The sequence below is a fragment of the Pseudarthrobacter sp. NIBRBAC000502772 genome (assembly GCF_006517235.1).
Classification (GTDB): Bacteria; Actinomycetota; Actinomycetes; order Actinomycetales; family Micrococcaceae; genus Arthrobacter.
Window position 1 is genome coordinate 2259057 of record NZ_CP041188.1, and the last position, 24426, is coordinate 2283482.

General features: G+C 66.3%; 16 protein-coding genes. 8 read left to right on the forward strand and 8 right to left on the reverse strand.

Translation table 11 applies throughout. The features are described from left to right. Window positions 1-141: 141 nt before the first annotated feature. From sucB to NIBR502772_RS10500, 3 genes are all read right to left on the reverse strand, one after another. Window positions 142-1869 carry a 2-oxoglutarate dehydrogenase, E2 component, dihydrolipoamide succinyltransferase gene (gene sucB / locus NIBR502772_RS10490; protein ID WP_141140129.1) on the reverse strand — a complete coding sequence of 576 codons (1728 nt, stop codon included), beginning with the start codon at window positions 1867-1869 and terminating at the stop codon, window positions 142-144. 124 nt (window positions 1870-1993) lie between these two features. After that, the gene (gene lpdA / locus NIBR502772_RS10495) at window positions 1994-3376 is read right to left on the reverse strand and encodes a dihydrolipoyl dehydrogenase (protein ID WP_141140130.1); all 1383 of its coding nucleotides are present in this window, start codon (window positions 3374-3376) and stop codon (window positions 1994-1996) included. Between the two features lie 282 nt (window positions 3377-3658). Next, a complete protein-coding gene (locus NIBR502772_RS10500) occupies window positions 3659-5185 on the reverse strand; it encodes a leucyl aminopeptidase (protein WP_141140131.1) in 1527 nt (508 codons plus the stop codon). Window positions 5186-5445: 260 nt separating this feature from the next. On the opposite strand from NIBR502772_RS10500, the gene NIBR502772_RS10505 reads away from it, so the two are divergent. From NIBR502772_RS10505 to NIBR502772_RS10520, 4 genes are all read left to right on the forward strand, one after another. After that, a complete protein-coding gene (locus NIBR502772_RS10505) occupies window positions 5446-6384 on the forward strand; it encodes a proteasome assembly chaperone family protein (RefSeq protein WP_141140132.1) in 939 nt (312 codons plus the stop codon). A gap of 69 nt (window positions 6385-6453) precedes the next feature. After that, window positions 6454-7809, forward strand: coding sequence for a nitrate/nitrite transporter (locus NIBR502772_RS10510; RefSeq protein ID WP_141140133.1), 1356 nt, complete (start codon window positions 6454-6456; stop codon window positions 7807-7809). A gap of 81 nt (window positions 7810-7890) precedes the next feature. Further along, entirely contained in the window at window positions 7891-9150 is a 1260-nt protein-coding gene (locus tag NIBR502772_RS10515; RefSeq protein ID WP_141140134.1) for a DUF4192 domain-containing protein, read from the forward strand. A 266-nt stretch (window positions 9151-9416) separates the two neighbouring features. Continuing rightward, window positions 9417-10724 carry an RNA polymerase sigma factor gene (locus NIBR502772_RS10520; RefSeq protein WP_141140135.1) on the forward strand — a complete coding sequence of 436 codons (1308 nt, stop codon included), beginning with the start codon at window positions 9417-9419 and terminating at the stop codon, window positions 10722-10724. Window positions 10725-10894: 170 nt separating this feature from the next. On the opposite strand, the gene NIBR502772_RS10525 is transcribed toward NIBR502772_RS10520, so the two are convergent. Continuing rightward, window positions 10895-11116 (reverse strand): hypothetical protein, encoded by a 222-nt coding sequence (locus tag NIBR502772_RS10525; protein WP_056345317.1) that lies wholly within the window; start codon window positions 11114-11116, stop codon window positions 10895-10897. A gap of 257 nt (window positions 11117-11373) precedes the next feature. On the opposite strand from NIBR502772_RS10525, the gene NIBR502772_RS10530 reads away from it, so the two are divergent. Beyond that, window positions 11374-13482, forward strand: coding sequence for a type IIA DNA topoisomerase subunit B (locus tag NIBR502772_RS10530; RefSeq protein ID WP_104061950.1), 2109 nt, complete (start codon window positions 11374-11376; stop codon window positions 13480-13482). 18 nt (window positions 13483-13500) lie between these two features. Here NIBR502772_RS10530 and NIBR502772_RS10535 read toward each other — a convergent pair whose 3' ends face one another. Together NIBR502772_RS10535 and NIBR502772_RS10540 are read right to left on the reverse strand one after the other, a co-directional pair. Further along, the gene (locus NIBR502772_RS10535; protein ID WP_141140136.1) at window positions 13501-14538 is read right to left on the reverse strand and encodes a M56 family metallopeptidase; all 1038 of its coding nucleotides are present in this window, start codon (window positions 14536-14538) and stop codon (window positions 13501-13503) included. Window positions 14539-14544: 6 nt separating this feature from the next. Further along, window positions 14545-14931: a BlaI/MecI/CopY family transcriptional regulator gene (locus NIBR502772_RS10540; RefSeq protein ID WP_141140137.1), complete on the reverse strand. Its 387-nt coding sequence runs from the start codon at window positions 14929-14931 to the stop codon at window positions 14545-14547. 264 nt (window positions 14932-15195) lie between these two features. On the opposite strand from NIBR502772_RS10540, the gene NIBR502772_RS10545 reads away from it, so the two are divergent. The 3 genes from NIBR502772_RS10545 to cydD are packed head-to-tail and all read left to right on the forward strand — an operon-like array spanning window position 15196 to window position 21343. Further along, entirely contained in the window at window positions 15196-16788 is a 1593-nt protein-coding gene (locus tag NIBR502772_RS10545) for a cytochrome ubiquinol oxidase subunit I (RefSeq protein WP_141140138.1), read from the forward strand. Window positions 16789-16810: 22 nt separating this feature from the next. Further along, window positions 16811-17860 (forward strand): cytochrome d ubiquinol oxidase subunit II, encoded by a 1050-nt coding sequence (gene cydB / locus NIBR502772_RS10550; RefSeq protein WP_141140139.1) that lies wholly within the window; start codon window positions 16811-16813, stop codon window positions 17858-17860. 6 nt (window positions 17861-17866) lie between these two features. Next, entirely contained in the window at window positions 17867-21343 is a 3477-nt protein-coding gene (gene cydD / locus NIBR502772_RS10555; protein ID WP_141140140.1) for a thiol reductant ABC exporter subunit CydD, read from the forward strand. 6 nt (window positions 21344-21349) lie between these two features. On the opposite strand, the gene NIBR502772_RS10560 is transcribed toward cydD, so the two are convergent. Beyond that, the gene (locus tag NIBR502772_RS10560; protein WP_141140141.1) at window positions 21350-21868 is read right to left on the reverse strand and encodes a DinB family protein; all 519 of its coding nucleotides are present in this window, start codon (window positions 21866-21868) and stop codon (window positions 21350-21352) included. A gap of 9 nt (window positions 21869-21877) precedes the next feature. Next, window positions 21878-24388, reverse strand: a complete 2511-nt coding sequence (locus NIBR502772_RS10565; protein ID WP_141140142.1) for a DNA topoisomerase (ATP-hydrolyzing) subunit A — start codon at window positions 24386-24388, stop codon at window positions 21878-21880. Window positions 24389-24426: the final 38 nt, after the last annotated feature.

The window sequence follows — 24426 nt, forward strand, 5'->3', positions numbered from 1 at the left end:
TCTACATCATGTAGTAAGGCCGGCCGCAGAGTTTCTGTGTCGGCGGATTCAGCGCTGCGCCTTAAACCGCGACGGCGGCGCACGCCTTCCGGTGGTTTCCCACCGGCGCGTGCACCGCCGTCGTTCGGTTCTGGCCTGGGGCTAGAGTCCCAGGTCGGCCTCGAAGGCGCCTTCTTCAAGGCGGGCCTTCAGGGTCTGGAGGAAGCGGCCTGCATCCGCGCCGTCCACCAGGCGGTGGTCGTACGTGAGGGACAGGTACATCATGGAGCGGATGGCGATCGAGTCGTCACCGTTCTCATCGGCCACCACCACGGGGCGCTTGACGATCGCGCCCGTGCCCAGGATGCCGACCTGAGGCTGGTTGATGATCGGGGTGTCGAACAGGGCGCCGACGGAACCGATGTTGGTGATGCTGAACGTTCCGCCGGACAGTTCGTCCGGGCCGATCTTGCCGTCGCGGGTGCGCCCGGCAACGTCGGCGATCTTGGCGGCCAGTCCGGCCAGGTTCAGGTTGCCGGCATCGGTGACGACCGGAACCAGGAGGCCCTTGTCCGTGTCCACTGCGATCGCCAGGTGCTCGGCGTTGTGGTACGTGATTTCCTGCTTGTCCTCGTCGTACGCAGCGTTGAGCTTTGGGTGCTGCTTGAGGGCCTCGGCCACGGCCTTGGCAATGAACGGCAGGAAGGTGAGCTTGACGCCGTTCTGGGCCAGGAACGAGTTCTTGGCCTTCAGGCGGAGCTTGGCCACCTTAGTCATGTCCACTTCATGCACCTGCGTGAGCTGCGTGGAGATTTCGAGGGATTCGCGCATACGGCGGGCGATGACCTGCCGGATGCGGGGAGCCTTTTGCGTGGTGCCACGCAAGGAGGAGGCAGCCGGACCGGCCGGAGCGGCGGCCGGCTTCGCCGGTGCAGCTGCGGGGGGAGCGGCCTTGGCTTCTGCCGCGGCGAGGACGTCCTGCTTGCGGATGCGCCCACCGACGCCGGTTCCGGACAGCGATGCGACGTCCACGCCGTGCTGGTTGGCCAGCTTCCGGACCAGGGGAGTCACGTAGCCGGACTCGCCGCCGGCAGCAGGCTCGGCCGCGGGTGCCGGGGCTGTAACGGGAGCAGGGGCAGCTGCCGCAGCACGTGCCGCCGGAGCAGCCTCTGCCTTGGGTGCTTCGGGTGCCGGTGCGGCTGCGGGGGCCGGTGCGGCAGGCGCGGCGGCGGGTGCCGGCGCTGCTGCTGGTGCCGGTGCGGAGGCTGCGGGGGCTGCCGCGCCGGAGCCGATGACAGCGAGGACGGCGCCAACTTCGGCGGTTTCGTCTTCGTTGACCCGGATTTCCTGCAGCGTTCCCGCGACGGGGGACGGGATTTCGGTGTCAACCTTGTCCGTGGATACCTCGAGCAGCGGTTCGTCCACTGCAACGGAGTCGCCCACGGCCTTCAGCCAGCGGGTGACGGTTCCTTCGGTGACGCTTTCGCCCAGTGCCGGGAGGGTGACGTCGTGGCTTTCGCCGTCCGAAGCTGCGGGTGCAGCCGCTGCGGGAGCTTCTGCAGCCGGTGCTTCTGCGGCCGGGGCCTCTGCAGCCGGTGCGGCGGGGGCTTCCTCGGCCGGTGCTGCTGCTTCGGGGGCTGCGCCGCCGCCGGAGCCGTCGCCGATACGGACCAGGGGAGCGCCTACTTCAGCGGTCTCGTCTTCGGCTACGAGGATTTCCTCGATGATGCCGGCAATCGGAGAGGGGATTTCGGTGTCTACTTTGTCGGTGGAGACCTCGAGCAGCGGTTCGTCCACCTCTACCCGGTCACCTACCTGCTTGAGCCAGCGGGTGACGGTTCCTTCGGTGACGCTCTCACCGAGGGCGGGCAAGTTAACGGATTCAGACATGTCGTCCCCGTTCTCCTTATTGATCTTTTGTGCGGATGATGGCTGGCTTGTTCGAGCTTAGTGCACCCGGCGGGTCACGCCGGGTGCACCAAGCCCTGTTGTCTTGCTGTGCTGCTGGCTGTAATTAGCCGTGAAGCGGGCGACCGGCCAGGGCCATTGCGGCCTCGCCGAGTGCCTCGTTCTGCGTCGGGTGCGCGTGGATGAGTCCGGCAACATCTTCCGGGTAGGCTTCCCAGTTGACGATCAGCTGGGCTTCGCCGATCTGCTCGCCGACGCGGGTGCCGATCATGTGGACGCCAACAACCGGGCCGTCTTTTTCGCGGACGAACTTGATGATGCCGCCCGTGCCCAGAATGGCGCTCTTGCCGTTTCCGGCCAGGTTGTATTCCGTGCTTTCAACCTTGTCTTCGCCGAACTTCTCCTTGGCGGCCTTCTCGGAGTATCCCACCGAGGCAATCTCGGGATCGCAGAAGGTGACCTTGGGGACGTTGATGTCGTCGACAACCACGGGCTTCATGCCGGCGATTTCTTCGGCGACGAAGATGCCCTGCTGGAATCCGCGGTGTGCCAGCTGCACGCCGGGAACGATGTCGCCGACGGCGTAGACGTTGCCGACGCCGGTGTGGAGCCGTTCGTTGGTGATGACAAAGCCGCGGTCAATGGTGACGCCCGCTTCTTCGAACCCCAGGCCCGCCGTGGACGGTCCCCGTCCGACAGCCACGAGCAGAAGGTCCGCTTCGAAGGTCTTGCCGTCCACCAGGGTGACCTTGACGCCGTCGTTGTCCTGCTCGACGCCCTGGAAGAAGGTGCCGGTGTTGAACTTGATGCCGCGCTTCTTGAAGGTGCGCTCCAGGACCTTGATGATCGAAGCGTCCTCGTTGGGCACCAGGGACGGCAGGCCCTCAACGATGGTGACGTCCACGCCGAAGGACTTCCATACTGAAGCGAATTCGACGCCGATGACGCCGCCGCCCAGGACGATGACGCTCTTGGGCACGTAGTCCATCTTCAGGGCTTCGTCAGAGGTGATCACGCGGCCGCCGATCTCCAGGCCCGGAAGGGAGCGGGAGTACGAGCCGGTGGCGAGGACGATGTTCTTGCCCTTATAGGCCGTGCCGTTCACGGTGATGGTGTCCGGGGCGGTGAGCTTGCCTTCGCCCTCAATGACGGTGATGCCCTTGCCCTTGATCAGACCCTGCAGGCCCTTGAACTTACCGGCAACGATGCCGTCCTTATAGGCGTTCACGGCGGTCATGTCGATGGACTGGAGCTCCACGTTCACGCCGTACTTGGCGCCGTCGCGGGCGTGGTCGGCAACTTCTGCGGAGTGCAGCAGGGCCTTGGTGGGGATACAGCCGTTGTGCAGGCAGGTGCCGCCCAGTTTGGCCTTCTCAACCAGACCAACGGTCAAGCCAAGCTGTACGGCACGCAGGGCCGTGGCGTATCCGCCGCTGCCGCCACCTAGTACCAGGATGTCGAATTCTTGCGCAGTTGCCTGATCGGCCACTTAGACGCTCCCTCGCGTGAACGATGACGCGATCGTGCGCATCATCTGGTCTTGGAACTTGTACTGCCGTGATTATGTCAGCAGGCAGGTTCTCGTGCATTTGTGACTACAGGGGTTCACCTTAGCGAACCCCTCATCCATGCTCCACCTTGGCGCCGCCTTTGTGGGGCGCTTGTGTCGAGTGTCACGCGGCCATGTGGCCAACGGATCACGGCCGGTTCTGCGGTCGCAGGTCAACGGCCGCGTGACAACTCAACAGCACAGGTCAGGGTTCCCCTGGGGTCAGGCGGCAGCCGCCAGGATGTCCTCCACGTAGGCAACCAGTGTGCGGACCGTGCAGCCCGTGCCCTGCTTGTGGGTGTAGCCGTAAGGGCTTCCGTTGTTGAAGGAGGGGCCGGCGATGTCGATGTGCGCCCAGGGGATCTGCTCCCCGTCTTTGGCCTTGCCCACAAACTCGCGCAGGAAGACAGCCGCGGTCATCATGCCGCCGTGACGCTCACCGATATTGGCGAGGTCGGCCACCTGGGAGTCGATGCTCGGGCGCAGTTCCTCCGGCAGCGGCATGGGCCACACCAGCTCGCCCGCACGGTCGGCGGCGGCCTTGAGCGGTCCGGTGACACTGTCAGAGCCCATCACGCCGGCGGTCCTGTTGCCGAGGGCGATGAGCTGCGCACCGGTGAGGGTGGCGACGTCGATGATGGCGTCAGGGTATTCGAGGCTCGCTGCGACGATGCCATCTGCCATGACCAGGCGGCCCTCGGCATCGGTGTTCAGCACCTCAACGGTCTTGCCGCCGAACATGGTAAGGACATCCGCCGGCCGTGAGGCCGCACCGGAGGGCATGTTTTCCGCGATGCAGAGCCAGGCGGTCGCCTTCACCGGCAGGCCAAGTCCCGCGATGGCGAGCACAGTATTAAGTACGACGGCGGCGCCCGCCATATCGCTCTTCATGTCACCCATGCCAAGGGCCGGCTTGATCGAAATTCCGCCGGTGTCGAACGTGATGCCCTTGCCCACCAAGGCGATTTTTGCGGTGGCCTTTGCAGGGGCGTATTCGACCTTCACCAGGCGGGGCTGGCGCGTGGACCCCTTGCCCACGCCCATGATGCCGCCGAAGCCTTCCTTTTCCAGGCGCTTTTCGTCCCAGACCGTGACTTTAACAGGCAGGCCCTTGGACAGTTCCTTGGCGGCCTCGGCGAAGGATTCGGGGTAGAGGTGGCTGGGCGGCTGGTTGACCAGGGACCGAGTGGCGTTGACGGCTTTGCCGATCAGGCCTGCCCGCGTCAGCGCAGAGCGGAGCGCATCATTGGCGGTAACGTCCGTGTAGATCACTGCGTTGCGGACCGGATCCTTCAGCCCGTCGTTGGACGACCGGTACTCGGTGAACGAATAGGCTCCCAGGGCGGCACCTTCGGCGACCGCCGCGACGTCGGCGACTCCCGCCGTCGGGAGCGCGAGGACAACGGTGGGCAGGCCGCTGAGCTGGCGGACGGCAGAACCTGCGGCACGCCGCAGGGCCTCTTCGGTCAGCGGGCGGCCAGCGGCCACCTTGCCGACGCCGGCGAGGACCAGGACCCCGGAACCCGTTTCCGGCAGGCCGGGCAGCCGGACGACCTGGTCAGCGGCGCCGGTGACGCCCAGGACCTTCAGGGAGTCTGTGAGCGCTTCAGCCGATTTTGCGGTCAGCGGATTCTCAAGCAGGACGGGGCCGTCCGTTCCCTGTCCCACGCCGATGACAACGGCGTCACTGGGGGTCCTCTTCAGGTCCTTGGCGAGGGTACTAAGGTTGATTTCAGTATTCTTGACCACGGGGTAAGTCCTCAATTCTCGAAAAGGCTGTTCGCGCTGGTATGGATGTCAGGCGCTCGGCCATGGAAATCCGGCGGCCGTCCGATCGGGACGTCGCCGGGGTGCCGGTAAACCCGTCCGGCGGGCCATTCACGATCGTAGCCGCTGCGGGCCGCGGCAGCGGAATCTCCTGAGACCTGCGCCACACCCGCTGGCGGAATTCAGGGGTGCCTGGCCGCGTTGTACAAGATATTCACCCGACTCCTTGAAAGGACGACGCCGTGCTTGAACGGATTTCCGGTTCCCTGCTGGACCCCGGTGCGCTCTATGCGAGCAACATCGAGCTGTTCCACAGCCCGGCGCTCCGCGGGCTGAACCTGGTGATGGGTTTCACCGGCTTCGCCGATGCCGGCCACGTGGTGAGGCAGATCAATGCGGAGCTCCTGGACACCCTCGACGCCGAGCCGGTGGCGGTGTTTGACGCCGACCAGCTCATCGACTACCGGTCGCGGCGGCCCCACATCTCCTTTGTGGAGGATCACTTGCAGGACTATCAGCAGCCGAAGCTGGCGCTGTACCAGCTGACGGACGGGCTCGGCAGCCCCTTCCTGCTGCTGGCCGGTTTTGAACCCGACCTTCAATGGGAGCGGTTCGCGCGCGCCGTCGTCGGCATTGTGGAAAAGCTGGACGTGAACCTCGTGACCTGGATCCACTCCATTCCCATGCCGGTGCCGCACACGCGCCCGGTAGGTGTGACAGTCCACGGCAACCGTCCGGAACTGATCGAGGGCATCTCGGTCTGGAAGCCCACCGTTGACGTTCCGGCGGCCGTGGGCCACATTCTGGAGCTGCGGCTGATGGAAGCCGGGCGCAATGTTGCCGGCTACGTGATCCACGTTCCGCACTACCTCGCTGAGGCGGAGTACCCGCCGGCCGCCGTAGCCGGACTCGAATTCCTCGGTGCCGCTACGTCCCTGATGCTGCCGGCGGACCGGCTGCGCGAAGCGGGCCGGGAAGTGGGCCGCCAGATCGCCGAGCAGGTGGCCGCCTCCGACGATGTGCAGCAGGTGGTCACCCGGCTGGAGGAGCGCTACGACGAGAAGGCCGAAGGCACCGTCCGGCGCTCCCTCCTGGCCGATGAAAATGACGAACTGCCCAACGGGGACGAACTGGGCGCGGCAGTGGAGGCCTACCTGGCCCGCGAGAACCCGCACCCGTAGCCCGCCCCGCGGCGTCCGCCTGGCAGACGCTTGCCCTGGTCCGGGCAGCAGCCCGGGCATAATGAGGGGGTGACTGCACCCCGAGCCTGGCTGATCTGGACCATCGGCATCTTCGCCTACCTTGTGGCCGTCTCCCAGCGCACGTCATTCGGTGTGGTGGGACTTGAGGCCACCGAGCGGTTCCATGCCGGCGCGTCCGCCATCTCCTTCTTCACAGTGCTGCAGTTGCTGGTCTACGCCGGCCTGCAGATCCCCGTGGGCCTGCTGGTGGACAGATTCGGCTCGCGCGCCATGATCGCCGGTGGAGCCGTCCTGATGGGTCTTGGCCAGCTCCAGTTGGCCTTCGCCGACACCATCCCCGGCGGTGTGGCGGGGCGGGTTCTGGTGGGCGCCGGGGACGCCATGACCTTTATTTCCGTGATCCGCCTGATTCCGTTGTGGTTCGCGCCGGCCAGGGTTCCCCTGGTCACCCAGCTGACGGGCATGTCAGGCCAGCTCGGGCAGCTTTTCAGTGTGCTTCCCTTCGCCTTTGTCCTGCATTCCTTCGGCTGGACCTCCGGTTTCCTGATGCTGGCGGGCATGGCGGGCATGGCGGTTGTCCTGGTGCTGGTGCTCTTGAAGGACCACCCGCCCGGTGCGCCCGCGCCGCAGGCGCAGCAGGGGTTGAAAGCCACAGGCGCCTCGCTCGCGCGGGCCTGGCGCCAGCCGGGCACCCGGCTGGGGATGTGGAGCCACTTCACCATCCAGTTCAGCGGCACCGTCTTCGCCATGACCTGGGGATATCCGTTCCTGATCTCGGGGCAGGGCCTGGATGCCGGAACCGTGGCCGGCCTGATGACCTTGTATGTTGCGGCGGCGATGGCGGTGGGCCCCTTCATTGGGCAGTTTGTCTCCCGCCACCCGCTTCGCCGGTCAACGATGGTCCTGCTCATCGCCGGCGCCACGGCCGCTGCCTGGGCCGCGGTGCTGCTGATGCCTGGCCGTTCCCCGCTATGGCTGCTGGCGTGCCTGGTGGTCGTCCTGGCCATCGGGGGGCCTGGCTCGATGATCGGGTTTGATTTCGCACGGACGTTCAATCCGGCGCACAGGATCGGAACCGCAACGGGCATCGTGAACGTGGGCGGCTTCATCGCGGCCCTCGTGGCCATCTTCCTGATCGGCCTGGTGCTGGACGTCCTGCTGGCCAGCGGCTATTCCGACGGCGTCCTGTACGGGCTGGAACCGTTCCGGATCGCACTCAGCGTACAGTTCCTGCTGCTGGGCTTTGGCGCCGCCATGACGATTGTCTGTCGGCGCAAAGTGCGGCGCCAGATGGCAGCGCAGGGTGTTGTGGTGCCGCCGCTCCTTCGGGCCATGGCGCAGCAGCGGCGGGCGAACCAGCGTCGCCGGCCGTCCGTGTCCAAGGACCGCGCGGGCAAAGACTGACACCTTTCCTGCACAGGCAGGTTATTCACATACGGTAAGTTGGCGCTTCACCGCGGCTCGCGCGGCGCCAAAGCTGGAACCATGAAACCTTCAGAACACCTGACCGTCCGAGGCCCTGAAGACATCCTCGGGTTCATTCCGCATTCCCTGGGCTACTGGCCGGCCGACAGCCTGGTTGCGATGACCCTGCAGGGGAACCGGCTGGGAGCAACTCTGAGGCTGGATCTTCCCGGCCCGGAAACCCTCGCGGACCCGCGGGACTACGCCCGCACGGTGCGCGACTACCTCCTGGCTGACGAGAATGCCGATGCCGCCCTGCTGGCCTGTTTCACCAACGACGGCTGGATGGAACCACCTGGAACATACCGCGGGCTGTTGGATGCACTTCAGATGGTTCTAGGGGCCGCGGGGATGCCGGTGCGGGACGCCTGGTATGTCGGCGACGCCTTCTGGCGTGAGGCTTTTTGCACCGATCCGTCCTGCTGCCCCTCGCCGGGCCGGTCTGTTCAGGCGATCCGGGACAGCATGCTTAATGCCGAGATGGTCTTCCGCGGCAGCAGCGTCGGGCCCGCGCCGGAGGACGGGGCGCATCCTCCACCCCTGCTTTCCGGCGAGGACCGGGCAGCCGTCCTTGCCTCTGAGGCCACGTGGGCGGCACAGCTGGACCGGCGACGGGGGAGCAGGGAACAGTTCGGCCAGCTGATGGCCCAGTGGGAGGCCCTGCTGGCCAATGAGCCTGGGCCTCTGCCCGTCAATAACGTTGCCTTCCTACGCGCGTCGCTCCGGGTGCCCGCCTGGCGTGACGCCGTCCTGGTGATGGCCGCCGCCGGTCAGGCGGCTGCCCTGGCGGGTGCCGAGATGTTCGGGATCTTCGATGTCGGCTGCATCCTGGCTCCGGTGGGGCCCGTACTCCCGGGCCCCATACCATCCGGACTTCCAGCGCCGGGAGCCGGACTGGCAGTACGGGAGCCTGCCGGAACAGGTGCTGCCGGACCCCGTACTCGCAGCATGCCTGGCATTCCAGGATATGGCGAAGTCCTGTTGGGACTGGACCCGGTGGTTCCCGCCTGGCACACCCTTAACAGCCTGGACAATGTGCTGGAGCAGCTGTCGGCGTGCGGCGGGCAGGCCGGTGCAGCCGCGCTGACCGGGCGTGGGTGGATCGCGTGGTGCAGGGGGAGGGGCTCCTACGCTGCTGCGTACCTCGGCCGCGCCCTTGACGAGGAGCCAGGCTACCGGCTCGCCGAACTCATGCTGGAGCTGGTCCGGCGCGGCACCCTCTGCGGCTGGGCTGCACGGAAGGAGGCCGCCTGGCGGAAATTCGAACCGGATGCAGCCTGACCGGATTCCGCCTGACCGGTTTGGATGGGGGCAGCGTTGAGGTCGGGTTTGGGAAAACCGTGAGACAATGGTTGCCGAGACCCGGTTGGGTCCGTGAATCAAGTGCATGTGATGAAGCCCAGTCGGGAACATTACAGCCGCCCCGGCAGTTCTACTTGTAGACTCTGCCGGCCGTGGTTGCACCTGATATTCATCACGGACTTGACAGGGTCATAGTGGTGTTGCCCGTATGGTGATTCCACAGACCGCCGCTAGAAAGGTTTTCTGTGACCCCGTCTTCCGCGAAGAAGGAACCCGCCGCCCAGGACGATTTGTCCCCTGAGGCGAAGCAGGCTGTAACGAACGCCAAGCGAGCAGCGACGCGGGCAGCCAACAAGGCCATCAAGGATGCCTCCGGTGACACCGGTTTGGACGGCAAGCCTGAGCCCAAGAAGCGCGGGCCCAAGCCCGGCGCCAAAGCCGCTGCCGAAGCAGCCGGAAAATCAGCCCGCGGCGCATCGGACGATGATGAGGACATTGAGGAGGACCTCGACGACATCAACATCGCCGACGACAGCGAGATCAACGCCGCCAAGGCCGCATCAGCAGCCACCGGCAAGGGTTTTGTCTACTCGGATGCCGATGATGACGACGCCCCTGTCCAGCAGGTGATGTCGGCCGGCGCCACGGCTGACCCCGTCAAGGACTACCTCAAGCAGATCGGTAAGGTTGCGCTGCTCAATGCCGAGCAGGAAGTTGACCTCGCGCTCCGGATCGAAGCCGGACTCTTCGCCGAAGAGAAAATCAACGCCGACGACGGCTCGATGGACCCCAAGTTCAAGCGTGAACTTGAGTTCGTCATCCACGACGGCAAGCGCGCCAAGAACCACCTGCTCGAAGCCAACCTCCGCCTCGTGGTGTCGCTGGCCAAGCGCTACACCGGCCGCGGTATGCTGTTCCTGGACCTCATCCAGGAAGGCAACCTGGGCCTGATCCGCGCTGTCGAGAAGTTCGACTACACCAAGGGCTTCAAGTTCTCCACATACGCCACGTGGTGGATCCGCCAGGCCATTACCCGCGCCATGGCAGACCAGGCCCGCACCATCCGCATCCCGGTGCACATGGTTGAAGTCATCAACAAGCTGGCCCGCGTGCAGCGCCAGATGCTTCAGGACCTGGGCCGCGAACCCACGCCCGAAGAGCTGGCCCTCGAACTGGACATGACTCCCGAGAAGGTCGTCGAGGTCCAGAAGTACGGCCGCGAACCGATCTCCCTGCACACCCCGCTGGGTGAAGACGGCGACTCCGAGTTCGGTGACCTCATCGAGGATTCCGAGGCCGTGGTTCCCGCCGATGCCGTGAGCTTCACGCTCCTGCAGGAGCAGCTGCACTCCGTCCTCGACACCCTGTCCGAGCGCGAAGCCGGCGTGGTGGCCATGCGTTTCGGCCTCACCGACGGTCAGCCGAAGACTTTAGACGAAATCGGCAAGGTCTACGGTGTTACGCGTGAGCGCATCCGCCAGATCGAATCCAAGACCATGTCCAAGCTCCGCCACCCGTCACGGTCGCAGGTGCTGCGGGACTACCTGGACTAGATCAGGACTCAGGCAGCGCGGGTCTCCTTCCGCCCGTCATCTTCGGATCGATGGGCGGAAGGGGACCCGCGTTTTCCTGTCTGGGGCTTCATGGTAAGTTCACCACAAAAAGAGGACCCCTCCGGCTGGAGGGGTCCTCTTTGAGGTGTATCAGGTTGTGGTGCGCCTGGTCAGTCGACGGACACGGGAGCCTTCTCGTGAAGCCTGCCCGTCTCGTCGTGCCAGTCTGAGCTCAACGGCCTCAGCGTGGCCTCGATTGCACGGGCATGGTGGCCGCAGAACAGCAGCTCACCGCCGGAGGACTCGAGTACAACGCGGACATATGCCTGAGCCCCGCAACGATCGCACCGGTCCAGTGCGTTGAGTGTGCGGTCTGCCACTGCTGTTGTCATGTCGGCCTCCTTAGTAGATCTGTATGTCCATATAACCAGTATTCGTACCAATCCCATCGCAAGGACGGGTCAAGTTCGCTGTCCGCGTAGCCACAAGAATTGATCAAGCCCGCCGGTTTCGGTTACGGAAAGATAACGAGTGGCCTTGCCCACAGCCCGGAGCAAGTGTGGCAGCCCTCTGTCTGCTGCCGCGCCGACTAGGCTTGATGGAGCGCCCGCAGCGCCAGCTGTTCCGTCACTGAAGGAGTTCACAACCCGTGGCACCAAGTTCTGATTACACCGCCCGGCACCTTTCTGTCCTGGAGGGCCTCGAAGCCGTCCGCAAGCGCCCCGGCATGTACATCGGTTCCACCGATTCGCGCGGGCTGATGCACTGCCTGTGGGAGATCATCGACAACTCGGTGGACGAAGCGCTTGCCGGATTTGGGCACGACATCAAGATCATCCTGCACGCGGACAACTCGGTGGAAATCCACGACGACGGCCGCGGCATCCCCGTGGACATGGAACCCAAGACGGGGCTCACCGGCGTCGAGGTGGTCTTCACCAAGCTCCATGCGGGCGGCAAGTTCGGCGGCGGATCCTATACGGCCTCCGGCGGCCTGCACGGCGTGGGCGCCTCCGTGGTGAACGCCCTGTCTGCGCGCCTGGACGTTGAAGTGGACCGCGGCAGCAAGACCTACAAAATGTCGTTCCGCCGCGGCGAGCCTGGGCGCTTCAAGGACCAGGGATCCAAGCTGGACCCGTCCGCGGTATTTGCGCCGTTTGTGGACGGCTCGGTGCTGGATGTGGTGGGCAAGGCGAAGCGTGGTGTGACCGGGACCCGGATCCGCTATTGGGCGGACCGACAGATTTTCACGCCGGACGCCAAGTTCTCCTATGACGAACTGGCCGCACGGGCACGACAGACCTCCTTCCTGGTACCGGGACTCAAGCTCACCGTCCGCGATGAGCGCAGGCTGCCCGGCACCCCCGGTGAGGCAGCCGGCCACGAAGAGGTGTTCCACCACGACGGCGGCCTGTCCGAGTTCGTCGAGTTCCTCGCCGCCGATCCCGCCGTGACCGACGTCTGGCGGCTGCACGGCTCAGGCAAATTCAAGGAAACCGTGCCGGTACTCGACGAACGGGGCCACAGCCAGCTCGCCGAGGTTGAACGTGACTGCGAAGTGGACGTGGCTCTGCGGTGGGGCATCGGCTATGACAGCACAGTCCGCAGCTTCGTCAACATCATCGCCACGCCCAAAGGCGGAACCCACCAGTCGGGCTTCGAGCAGGCGCTGGTCAAGACGTTCCGGAAAGCAGTGGAGGCCAACGCCCGCAAGCTGAAGGCCGGCAACGACAAGATCGAGAAGGATGACATCTTCGCCGGCCTGACAGCTGTCCTGACGGTCCGGCTGGCCGAACCGCAGTTCGAAGGCCAGACGAAGGAAATCCTGGGCACCTCCGCCGTCCGCGCCATCGTCGCGAAGGTGGTTGAGCAGGAGATCACCGCAAAGCTGAATTCGGCCAACCGGAACGACAAAGCCCACTCAGCGCTGCTCCTGGAAAAAATCGTCAGCGAGATGAAGTCCAGGATTTCCGCGCGCGTGCACAAGGAAACCCAGCGGCGCAAGAATGCCCTGGAAACCTCGTCCATGCCCACCAAGCTGGCCGACTGTCGGACGGACGACGTCGACCGTTCCGAACTCTTCATCGTGGAAGGCGACTCCGCACTGGGTACCGCCAAGCTGGCGCGGTCCTCGGACTTCCAGGCGCTGCTGCCCATCCGCGGCAAGATCCTGAACGTGCAGAAGGCGTCCGTAGGGGACATGCTGTCCAACACGGAGTGCGCTGCGCTGATCCAGGTGGTGGGTGCGGGATCCGGACGCAGCTTCGACATCAACGCGGCCCGGTACGGCAAGGTCATTCTCATGACCGACGCCGACGTCGACGGCGCCCACATCCGGACCCTGCTGCTGACACTCTTCTTCCGGTACATGCGCCCCATGATCGACGCCGGACGGGTCTATGCTGCCGTGCCGCCGCTGCACCGGGTGGAGGTCATCAACGCCGGGCAGAAAGCCAACGAGATGATCTACACCTACTCGGAGGCGGAACTCCACGTGCTCCTGGCCCGGCTGGCCAAGGAAGGCAAGCGCTACAAGGAACCGATCCAGCGGTACAAGGGCCTGGGCGAGATGGACGCCGGACAGCTTGCCGAGACCACCATGGACCCGCGGCACCGGACGCTGCGCAAGGTGGGGATCGAGAACGCCAAGCATGCCGAAGACACGTTCGACCTGCTGATGGGATCCGATGTTGCCCCCCGCAAAGACTTCATCATCGCCGGCGCCTCCAGCCTGGACCGGGAGCGGATCGACGCCTGACGGCTCACGCCGGGGGGATCAGCCCAGCAGGCCCGGCACGATCAGCAGGGCGGTGGGCACGGCCAGGAGCAGGGCGGAGCCGGCAAGCACCATCCCGCGGGCGGCGGCAGGCAACTGCGGCTCAGGGGACAGCAGCCGGCTGACCCGGGAGATGGTGGTCCGGGCAGAACCTGAGACGGCGCCGGTGGGCGCCTCAAGCCCGTCCAGGGCAAGGCCGGGGTGCGCGGACGGCATGGCGGCGGCCGCCATGCTTCCCGCCATCCCCGCCCCCATCCCTGCCGTCATACCCGCCGCCATACCTCCGGTGGAACCGCTGGCAACAATGGCGATCGCCTTGATGAGCGTGGCCTTGCTTTCCGTCTTCAGCGCGACGTCGTCCGCCAGCATTTCGATGAGCGAGTTCACCGCCTCCTGAGCGAGGCGGGTGGTGGGCAGCCAGGGGAGCGCCTGGCGCCACGCGGCAAACGCCCAGAGCAGGAGATGGTGGCGCTGGTTGAGGTGGGCATTCTCGTGGCTCAGGACGGCCCGCAACTCAGCCGGCTCCAGCGCGGCCATCAGGCCATCCGAGAGCACCGTGACGGAGCGGGCCCCGCCGGGCAGGCAATAGGCGACGGGTGAATCGTGGCTGATGACCACCGTGCGGGCCGCGTCGACGGACGGTGCGGCCAATAGGGCCAGGAGTTCCCGGTGCCGACGCCGCTGCCGTTCGATCTTGTAGTAGGTCAGCAAGAGGGTGAAGACCAGGTGGGCGGTGAGCAGCGCCGCGGCGGACAGGGCGAACAGATGCCAGAAGCCCAAGGCCGTGGTGGGCGCGTTGAAGAGGACCATATCAGCCAGCCCGCGAAGCCCGGAGATGAGGTTGTCTCCGATCGGTTCAAGCCCGTAGACCAGCATGGCGCCGATCATGGACAGCCCGCCCGCAAGTGCTATGGCCTGCCACAGCAGCATGGCCGTGAACGGTGACCGGGCAGGCCACGAGGCACGGGAAAGCAAGATAGGCACTGGCCACGCCAGGACTATCGCGAGGACCGCCAGAAGGTACGAGGTCCAGAACATGGTCCGCTAGATGTGGCCAAGCAGCTTGCGCAGTGTTTCCGCTTCACTGTCCGTCACGGAGCCGATGAACCGTGCCAGCACGGCTTCACGGTCAGGCGCTGAGCCCAGCACTTCGTGCATCAGCTCCGCCGTGTGGTCTTCCCTGCTGGAAACGGCCTGGTAGCGGTGCGGACGCATACCGCGTTCCCGCTCCACAAGGCCCTTCTTCTCAAGCCGTGAGAGGACGGTCAGGACCGTTGTGACGGCAAGCTCCTTGCCCTCATGCCCGGCAGCATCCCCTTTTGCCTCGGTGGTTGTTGCCAGTCTGTCGCGCAGGGTATTCGCGGTGGCTGCTCCGTGGCCCGCCCAGAGCAGATCCATCACTGCCCGTTCCAGTTCGCCAAGACTTGCCATTGCTATACTTCCTTCGATTTCCCCGCACCGGGCCGTTGACGGCCGCGGTGACTGCACCATGCGCTACAGATACAAGAACAAATTTACCTGTTTTTCGCCTAAGTTTCTACGTACGGTAGAACACTCGGCGCGCCGCGGCCTTGTGGGAGCCACTTTCAGGTGGAACTGTTGGTTTTACAGTGCCCGCCGCATTGTTCTACACTCTGTAGAAGTCAAAGTTCTACGTCACGTAGAAAAATTGCACCGCCAACCCGAGGGACTGCTGTGGAAGCTCTGGAAATCGCACGCTGGCAATTCGGCATCACCACCGTCTACCACTTCATGATGGTGCCGCTCACCATCGGACTGGGCCTGGTGGTGGCCGTGATGCAGACGATCTGGCACCGCACCGGCAAGGTGGAATACATCCGGATGACCAAGTTCTGGGGCAAGCTCTTCCTGATCAACTTCATCATGGGCGTGGCCACCGGCATTGTGCAGGAGTTCCAGTTCGGCATGGCCTGGAGCGAGTACAGCCGCTTCGTGGGAGACGTGTTCGGGGCGCCGCTGGCCCTGGAGTCGCTGCTGGCCTTCTTTGTTGAGTCCACGTTCCTGGGCCTGTGGATCTTCGGCTGGAAGCAGCTGAAGCCGGCCATCCACCTGGCCTGCCTCTGGGTGGCGGTGGTGGGATCGGTGTTCTCCGCCTACTTCATCATCGTCGCCAACAGCTGGATGCAGCATCCGGTGGGCGCGGAGATCATTGACGGCCGGCCGGTCATGACCGACGCCTGGGCCGTGTTCACCAACAACACGGCCCTGGTGGCTTTTCCGCACACGCTGATGGGAGCGCTGGCAGTTGCCGGCGGTTTCCTTCTGGGCATCGCCTGGTACCACCTCTGGCGCAGGCGCACGGACGGCATCGACACCATCGGCGCCGACGGGAAGGTGATTCCCGGCGAAGCAGCCATCCCCGGCCGGGACCGGACCGATTACAAAGTGTGGATCCGCTCGTTGCGGATCGGCGCCGTCGTCGCCATGATCTCGTTCGCCGGCACCGCCCTGACCGGCGACCTGCAGGGCAAGCTCATGTTTGAGCAGCAACCCATGAAGATGGCCGCGGCCGAGGGCGCCTGCCACGACGGCACCGGTTTCTCCGTGCTCAGCGTCGGGAACCTTGGCTCCAAGAACTGCGATGAGATTGTGGCCCTGATCGAGGTTCCGGGCATCCTCTCCTACCTGGCCAATGGCGACTTCACCACGGAAGTCAGGGGCGTCAACGGACTCCTGGACCAGTACAAGGCCGACTACGGAACCCACCTGCCGGACAACCCGATCTACGGCGAGCGGGCCGGCCAGGAGATCGAGTACGTCCCGGTTATGGAAGTCACCTACTGGGGCTTCCGGATGATGATCGGCTTCGGCGGCCTTGCGGCACTGGCGGCGCTCATCGCGCTGTGGGTGACGCGGAAGGGCACCGTGCCCGCGTCCCGCTGGCTGATGCGCCTGGCGGTGTTCGGCATCCTGGCCCCCTTCGGCGCCAACGCGGCCGGCTGGATTTTCACCGAGATGGGCCGGCAGCCGTTTGTGGTGGCCCCCAACCCGGACCTGAACGGCATCGACCAGGTGTTTATGTTCACCGCGGCCGCAGTCTCCCCCGGAGTCTCGGCCGGAGAGCTGCTGACGTCATTGATCGTCCTGACCGCCGTCTACGCCGCGCTGCTGGTGGTTGAGGTCAAGCTCCTGGTCAAGTTCATCCGGGGCGGTGTGGTGTCCGCGATGCCGGAACTGGCCCACACCCCGGCCGACAAAAACGGGGACGCCAACAAGGGCCCCGGCACTGGCAAGCCCGCCGACGACGTCCTGGCATTCGCCTACTAAGAAGAGCAGAGGATACTCAAGCATGGAACTGCTGCCCACCATCTGGTTCATCGTCATCGCGGTGCTTTGGACCGGCTACCTCTTCCTTGAAGGCTTTGACCTCGGCGTGGGAATGCTGATGAAGCTTTTCGCGCGGAACAACACCGAGCGCCGGGTGCTGCTGAACACCGTCGGCCCGGTCTGGGACGGCAACGAGGTCTGGCTGATCACGGCCGGAGCCGCAACGTTTGCGGCGTTCCCGCTCTGGTACGCCTCGCTGTTTTCCGCCCTCTACCTCCCGCTCCTGGTGGTGCTGGTTGCCCTCATCTTCCGTGCCGTGGCGTTCGAATACCGCGGCAAGGGTGACACGGACGTATGGCGGTCGCGCTGGGACTGGGCCATTGCCCTGGGCTCCTTCTTCGCCGCGTTCGGCGTCGGCGCTGCCCTGGCCTTGACCACCACGGGCCTGCCGCTGAACGCGAACGGTGACCGCGAGGGCGGTGCGTTCGCGTGGTTCAGCGGCTACGCCGTATTGGGCGGGCTGGCCGTGGTGGGGTTCTCCCTGCTGCACGCGCTGGCGTTCCTCGCGTTGAAGACCGACGGCGACGTGCGCCACCGCGCGCGCCGCTGGTTCGTCCGGCTGCTTCCGGTCCTGCTGCTGCCTTTGGCAGGCTGGGCACTCATCATCCAGTTCCTGTCGGGCAAGCCGTGGACCTGGGCTGCCGTGATCGTGGCCGTCATTGCCGCAGCAGCCGCTTGGTTCCTGGCACGGCGGGGATCCGAAGGCAGGGCGTTTATGGCGATGGGGGCCTTCCTCATCCTCGGCAGCGCATCAATCTTCGGTGCGGCGTTCCCGGTTGTGCTGCCCTCCACCCTGGACCCTGCCTTTGACCTCACTGTTGCCAACGCGTCGTCGTCCGAATACACGCTCGGGCTCATGAGTGTGGTGGCAGCCGTTGGCCTGCCCCTCGTCATCACCTACCAGGCGTGGACCTACTGGGTGTTCCGGCGCCGTGTCAGCGCGTCCCAGATCCCCGCGGCGCACAGCTTCCTGCCGGCCATTGCCGTCCGGGCATTCACCACGAAGGGCTGACCGGCCGTGCGCCCGGACTTTCCGGCCGGACCGGCCACACGCTCCGCCATCTACTGGCTTGGCCTGCTGGCAGCGCTGAAGGCGCTGTCACTGGTCCTGATGGGGCAGGCCGTGGCTGCCATGCTGGCCGGGCTGGCCACCGGGAACGGGTCGTGGGCCGAGCAGCTGCCCTGGGGCCTGGCGGGAGTTGTCCTAAGGTCCGCCACTGTCTGGGCCCAGGGCATCGCCGCGCGCCGCGCCGCGTTGGGCATCAAGGAGGAACTCCGCTCCGAGCTGCTGGCCCGGGCCCTGCGGAACGGTGCCCGGAGCACCGGTCCGGCCGACGGCGGGCTGGCCGTCCTGGCTACGCGCGGGCTGGATGCGCTGGACAGCTACTACACGCAGTTCCTCCCCGCTCTGGTGAACTGCGCCGCGATCCCGCTGCTGCTCGGGGCCCGCATCCTGTTCACTGACTGGGTCAGCGCGGTGGTGATTGTCCTGACAGTTCCGCTCGTTCCGCTGTTTATGGTGCTGATTGGCCGCTACACCGAGGACCATGTCCGCGAGGCCCAGGAAACCCTGGCCCGGCTGTCCGCACACATGCTGGAACTGGCCAAGGGCCTTCCCGTGCTGGTGGGGCTGGGCCGTGCCACCGCGCAGCGCAAGGCCCTGGAGGAGATCTCGGAGGAATACCGCGCCAGGACCATGGGGACGCTGCGCACCGCATTCCTGTCCGCACTGGCGCTGGAACTGATCGCAACCATTTCCGTAGCAGTGGTTGCCGTATTCATCGGCGTCCGCCTTGTGCACGGCGACATGCCGCTTGAAGCCGGCCTCCTGGCGCTGATTCTTGCGCCGGACTGCTACCTGCCGCTGCGCGAGCTGGGCACCGCCCACCACGCCAGTGATGACGGCCGGGCGGCCCTCGCCGAGACCAGGAAGGTCACCGATGCACCAGAGCCGCAGCCGCTGCCCGTACAGGGACGCGAAGCTGCCGCGTCCGACGGCGGCAGCCGGGGTTCCGTGCCCGGGTCCGGGGGAGTGACGGTCACCGACCTCAGTGTCACGTACTCCGGACGGTCCGCTCCCGCCGTCGGGCCGTTAACGTTCACTGCCCCGCACGGGCTGATCACCGCCCTGGACGGTCCCAGCGGCGCCGGCAAAAGCACCGTCCTTGGCGTGCTGGCCGGGACCATCGGGGACGGCGGCGGAACCACAGTTTCCGGCCGCCTCTCCGGCCTGGCACGCGACGCGGTCGCCTGGGTCCCGCAGCATCCGGTGATGGTGGCGGACTCCGTGCTTGAGGAGGTCATGCTGTACCTCGGCGGCGGAACGCACCACGATACTCAGGTAGCCGAGGCAGCTAAGGATTGCCTGGCCGCTGCGGCTGCCGGGCACCTTGCCGGCCACCATCCGGCCGAACTGAGCCCGGGCGAGCTGCGGCGCGTTGCGCTGGCCCGCGGCCTGGCCCGCATCAAGTCCGGTGCCACTTTGCTGCTTCTCGACGAGCCCACCGCGCACCTTGACGGCGTGTCGGCGGCGCTGGTGCAGGACTCGATCCGTGCGCTCCGGGGCCAGGTCACCGTCATCCTGGTGGCCCACGACAAGCAGACCCGCGAGGTGGCTGACCACCTGGTACCTGTTTCCGCCCACGGCATCACAGCGCCCTCCGACGGAGTTGTGCTGTCAGCAGGGACAGGGCCGTCCGGAACCGTGTGCGACGGAACCGGGGCCATTGTGGAGCAAGAGCATGCCCCGGAAATTTCCGGGCGTCGCCCGGCGAGGACGCAGAACCTTGCCGCCGCGGATCTCCGGCCAAGCAGGACTGCCCGCCTCGTGGCCGGCCTGCTGGCACCGGTGGCTGGCCGGTTCACCGGCGCCGCCGTGGTGGGCACTTTTGCCGCCCTTTTCGCCGTTGCCCTGTCCGGCCTCTCCGGCTGGCTCATCATCAGGGCCAGCGAACAGCCGCCCATCCTGTACCTGCTCACTGCCATCGTCGGGGTGCGGTTCTTCGGGATCGGGCGCGCCGTCCTGCGCTACTGGGAACGGCTCCTGCTGCACGATGCCGTCTTCGGCGCCCTCACCCGCCTGCGCGGCCGGCTATGGGAATCACTGAGCCGCAAGGCACTTTCACTGCGGCGGCTCCTGCAGGGCGGCAACGTCCTGGGTACGGTGATTGACGACGTCGACACCGTCCGCGACCTGCTGCCGCGGGTTGTCCTGCCGCCGGCGACGGCGCTCGCCGTGGCCGGTTCGGCGCTGGTGGCAAGCGCCCTCGTGGCGCCTGCCGCGCTGCCGGCCGTTGCCTTGGCAGCAGCTGTATGTCTGTTCGTGGCGCCGTCTGCCGCCCTGTGGGGGGACCGCCGCTCGGCCACAGCGGAACAGAGCCTGCGGGCAGGCGTCCTGCGGCGCACGTCCGCCGCGCTGGATGCCCGGGCGGAGCTGCACGCGAACGGCATCGCTGCAACAGTCCTGGACGCGCTGCGCTCCGAGGACCGCCTGGCCACCCGGGCATCGCAGCGTTCCGCCTGGGCCGAAGGTCTCGGCCAGGCCATCACCGTCGCCGCCTGCGGCACCGCCGCCTTGGGTGCTGCCGTGCTGACCGCACCCCAGGTGCTGGCAGGAACCATGGAGCCCGCCACCGCCGCGGTTGTTGTCCTGCTGCAGCTTGCACTCGTGGAACCGTACGCGGCGATGACGACGGCGGTGCGCCAGTACCCGGCGCTACGCAGCGTTATGCGCCGGGTCGGTGAGTCAGGGGTGCTGGATGGCGGCGCCACGGAAACCGGGGCCGGCGACGGCCTGCATGCTGTCCCCGCCCGTTCCGGTGCCGCCCCGGGGGTTGAACTGGAAGGCGTCGGGGCGGCCTGGCCCGGCGGGGAACCCGTGTTCTCGGGGATCTCCGCAACGGCCGGACCCGGCACGTGGCTGGCGGTAACCGGGCCGTCCGGCGCGGGGAAATCCACGCTGCTCGCCGTCCTGCTGGGATTCCTGCCCGCCGCCACGGGCCGGGCCGCGGTGACCGGCACGGCGGCCTGGTGCCCGCAGGAGGCACACCTGTTCGATTCGACGCTGCGGGGCAACCTGATGCTGGGCGTCCCCTCCGCAGCGGCGGTGCCTAGTGCTGATGCGCCTGCCGCCGGTGAAGCCGAGCTGGAAGCGGCGCTGGCCGCCGTCGGCCTCAGCGCCCTGGTGTCGCGGCTGCCGGCCGGGCTGGACACCCGGATCGGGCCGGGTGGTTCCTTCCTCAGCGGCGGCGAGCGGCAACGGCTGGCCGTGGCGCGGACCCTGCTGACGGGGGCCGAGGTTATCCTGCTCGATGAGCCCACGGCTCATCTGGACGCACAGTCAGGACGGGAAATGCTGGCAGACCTCCGCGTCGGCCTGAAAGACCGCACGGTGGTCATGGTCACCCACAATCCGGCCGACATCCAGCCGGATGACACCCGGCTGGAGCTCTCGGCGGTGTCCCGGACGGGCCCGGCTGCTTCGCTGGTGGGTTGAGTCCCCTCAGCCGTCCACATCGTGGAGGTGATGGACGACGTCGTGCAGGAAGTACTGGGCCAGCGTCAGGACCGTGAATTCGGAACCGTTGCTCCGCCGTCCCCGCCGTCCCCACTCTGACTCCCGGACGCCGGCGAAGGACTCGGCAATCTGCTTGCCCTCGGCCGTCAGTTCGGCGCTGACCACGGCGGGATCGGCATTGGCGTAATCCTTATCGACTGCCGTTTGGTCCTGGTCCCAGCTCTCAAACCGGGCGCCGTCGGCGTCGAGCATAAGGTTCAGCCGCTGGTCGAACAGCGTGAAGACGTCGCGGACGTGGCAGGCATATTCCAGCGCCGACCACGTGCTGTCATCCGGGCGTTCTGAAACGTCAGGCCGGCGGAGGACGGCCCGCCAGCGCGGGAGCATGTTTTCCACGCTGCCCGGCACCGTGGCCGGTGTGGCGGTGACAGCGTCGAAGGAGCACTCGGGGCACGGCCGGGAGAGGACCCAGGTCCAGTCCTTTTCATCAGGAATGATAGGCATGGCAGCAGTCTAGGACGGATCGCTCCAAGCCATGGCCGGACCCACCGCGTCCACTGCCTGGGACAGCGGAATCCCCGAACCGTCGCGCCGGCCGTGCTCCTGCGGCAGCGACCTGGCAATACCGGCGAGCGATGAGGCCTTCGCGGGGCCGTGCCCGGCCCACGCCAGCAGCAGCGTGTCTTCGCCCTTGAGGAACCTGTGGGCGCGAACGCCGGCTGTTGCACGGCCCTTGGCAGGGTATTCGGCGAAGGCCGTCACTTTCGCCGCACCCGGAGCGGTGCCCGGCAGGGCGCCGCTCGTGCCGGCAATAGTGACCACCACGGCGTCGTCGTCGGCGGCGGTGACCGCCCCGAAGAACAACACCTGGTCCCCGGCGCCGAGCTTGATACCCACCATGCCGCCTGCCGTCCGGCCCTGGGCCCGAACGTTGGCGGCGCTGAAACGGAGCAATTGAGCCTCACGGGTCAGGAACACCAGATCGGTCTCCTCAGACCCGGCCGGCGCCACACCCACCACCTCGTCCTTGTCCTTGAGCGCAATGACTTCCCAGTCCTCGCGGTTCAGGGGGTAATCGGGCTGGACCCGCTTGACCACACCCTGGGCGGTGCCGATGGCCAGGACTTCATCCAGCGGGGCGAACGCCACCAGCGCTTCACCCTTCAGCAGCGTGAGGAAATCCTTGGCCGGAACACCGCCGGCGAGGTTGGGCAGGCCGGACATCGGCGGCAGCACCGGCATGTCCATGACCTGAAGCCGCAGCATCCGGCCCTGCGAGGTGACCGCCGCTATTTCCCCGCGGGCCGAAGTCTTGACCACTGAACGGAAGACGTCGTGCCTGGCCCGCGGCCCGGACTCGGCGAGGGGCTCCTGGTTGGACGTGCGCGCGATCTGGCCCGACGCCGTCAGGATGGCCCAGCAGGGATCGTCCGAGATCTCCAGGGCGAGCGGCGCGGCCTGGCCCTTGCCGTTGGGGGCGGCCGCCAGGGCTGCCGCCACGGTGGGGGAGACGGCCTCGGATTCGAGCAGGACCGTCCGCCGCGGAGTGCCGTATTTTTCGGCGATTTCGCCGAGTTCGGAGGACACAAGTCCGCGCAGCCGCTCCTCGGAGCCGAGGATGGCTTCCAGTTCCGCGATCTCGCGGCGCAGCTCCTCCTGCTCCTTTTCAAGCTCGATCCGGGAGTACTTGGTCAGCTGCCGCAGCCGCAGTTCCAGGATGTAGTTGGCCTGGATCTCGGAAAGATCGTAGATGGACATCAGCCGGACCCTGGCCGCCGCCACCTCATCCGAGGAGCGGATGATCTGGATGACCTCATCGATGTCCACGATGGCGATCAGGAGGCCCTCCACCAGGTGCAGGCGGTCCTTCTTCTTACCCAGCCGGAACGACGTCCGCCGGCGCACCACATCGATCCGGTGCTCCACGTACACGGAGAGCAGCTTTACCAGGCCGAGGGTCTGCGGCTGGCCGTCCACCAGCGTCACGTTGTTGATGCCGAAGGAATCCTCCATCGGCGAGTAGCGGTAGAGCTGCTGGAGCACGGCGTTCGGGTTGAACCCGTTTTTCAGCTCGATGACCAGGCGCAGGCCATGCTGGCGGTCCGTCAGGTCAACGATGTCACTGATCCCGGTCAGTTTCTTGCCATTGACGGCGTCCTTGATCTTCTCGATCACCTTTTCGGGACCCACCATGTAGGGAAGCTCGGTGACCACCAGGCCGGTGCGCCGGGCCGAGAGCTGCTCGATCTCCACCTTCGCCCGGGTCTTGAAGGAACCGCGTCCGGTGGCGTAGGCGTCCCGGATGCCGTCCAGGCCCACGATCCGGCCGCCGGTTGGCAGGTCCGGCCCCGGTACAAAGCGCATGAGGTCATCGAGGGTCGCGTCCGGGTGGGCGATCAGGTGCCGCGCGGCGGAGATGACCTCCACCAGGTTATGCGGGGCCATGTTGGTGGCCATCCCGACGGCGATGCCCGTGGCGCCGTTGACCAGCAGGTTGGGGAACGCGGCCGGGAGGACATCCGGCTGGGTCAGCTGGTTGTCGTAGTTGGGGACAAAGTCCACCACGTCTTCGTCGAGGTGGTCGGTCAGCGTCAGGGCTGCTGCCGCGAGCCGGGCCTCCGTGTACCGGGGGGCCGCGGGACCGTCGTCGAGGGAGCCGAAGTTGCCGTGGCCGTCAATCAGCGGCAGGCGCAGCGAGAAGTCCTGGGCCATCCGCACCATGGCGTCATAGATGGCGGTATCGCCGTGGGGGTGGAGCTTGCCCATGACCTCGCCCACCACCCGGGCGCTCTTGACGTGGCCGCGGTCCGGACGCAGGCCCATCTCACTCATCATGTACAGGATCCGGCGCTGGACCGGCTTGAGCCCGTCCCGGGCATCAGGCAGGGCCCTGGAGTAGATCACCGAATACGCATACTCCAGGAAGGAGCCTTCCATCTCGGACGTGACATCGATGTCCACGATGTTCTCGACGAAATCCTTGGGTGCGTCCCCGGCAGGGGCTGGGCTTTGGCGGCGGGCCATAGGGCTGGTGGATCCTTCTGGGTTACGGGTGGTGCTGT

What these genes read in the sequence shown, in the direction of transcription:
- NIBR502772_RS10560 (WP_141140141.1), bottom strand. Translation starts at nt 21,868, where the DNA reads ATGCCTATCATTCCTGATGAAAAGGACTGGACCTGGGTCCTCTCCCGG.
- NIBR502772_RS10565 (WP_141140142.1), bottom strand. Translation starts at nt 24,388, where the DNA reads ATGGCCCGCCGCCAAAGCCCAGCCCCTGCCGGGGACGCACCCAAGGAT.
- NIBR502772_RS10515 (WP_141140134.1), top strand. Translation starts at nt 7,891, where the DNA reads ATGAAACCTTCAGAACACCTGACCGTCCGAGGCCCTGAAGACATCCTC.
- NIBR502772_RS10540 (WP_141140137.1), bottom strand. Translation starts at nt 14,931, where the DNA reads ATGGCAAGTCTTGGCGAACTGGAACGGGCAGTGATGGATCTGCTCTGG.
- NIBR502772_RS10525 (WP_056345317.1), bottom strand. Translation starts at nt 11,116, where the DNA reads ATGACAACAGCAGTGGCAGACCGCACACTCAACGCACTGGACCGGTGC.
- cydB (WP_141140139.1), top strand. Translation starts at nt 16,811, where the DNA reads ATGGAACTGCTGCCCACCATCTGGTTCATCGTCATCGCGGTGCTTTGG.
- NIBR502772_RS10535 (WP_141140136.1), bottom strand. Translation starts at nt 14,538, where the DNA reads ATGTTCTGGACCTCGTACCTTCTGGCGGTCCTCGCGATAGTCCTGGCG.
- sucB (WP_141140129.1), bottom strand. Translation starts at nt 1,869, where the DNA reads ATGTCTGAATCCGTTAACTTGCCCGCCCTCGGTGAGAGCGTCACCGAA.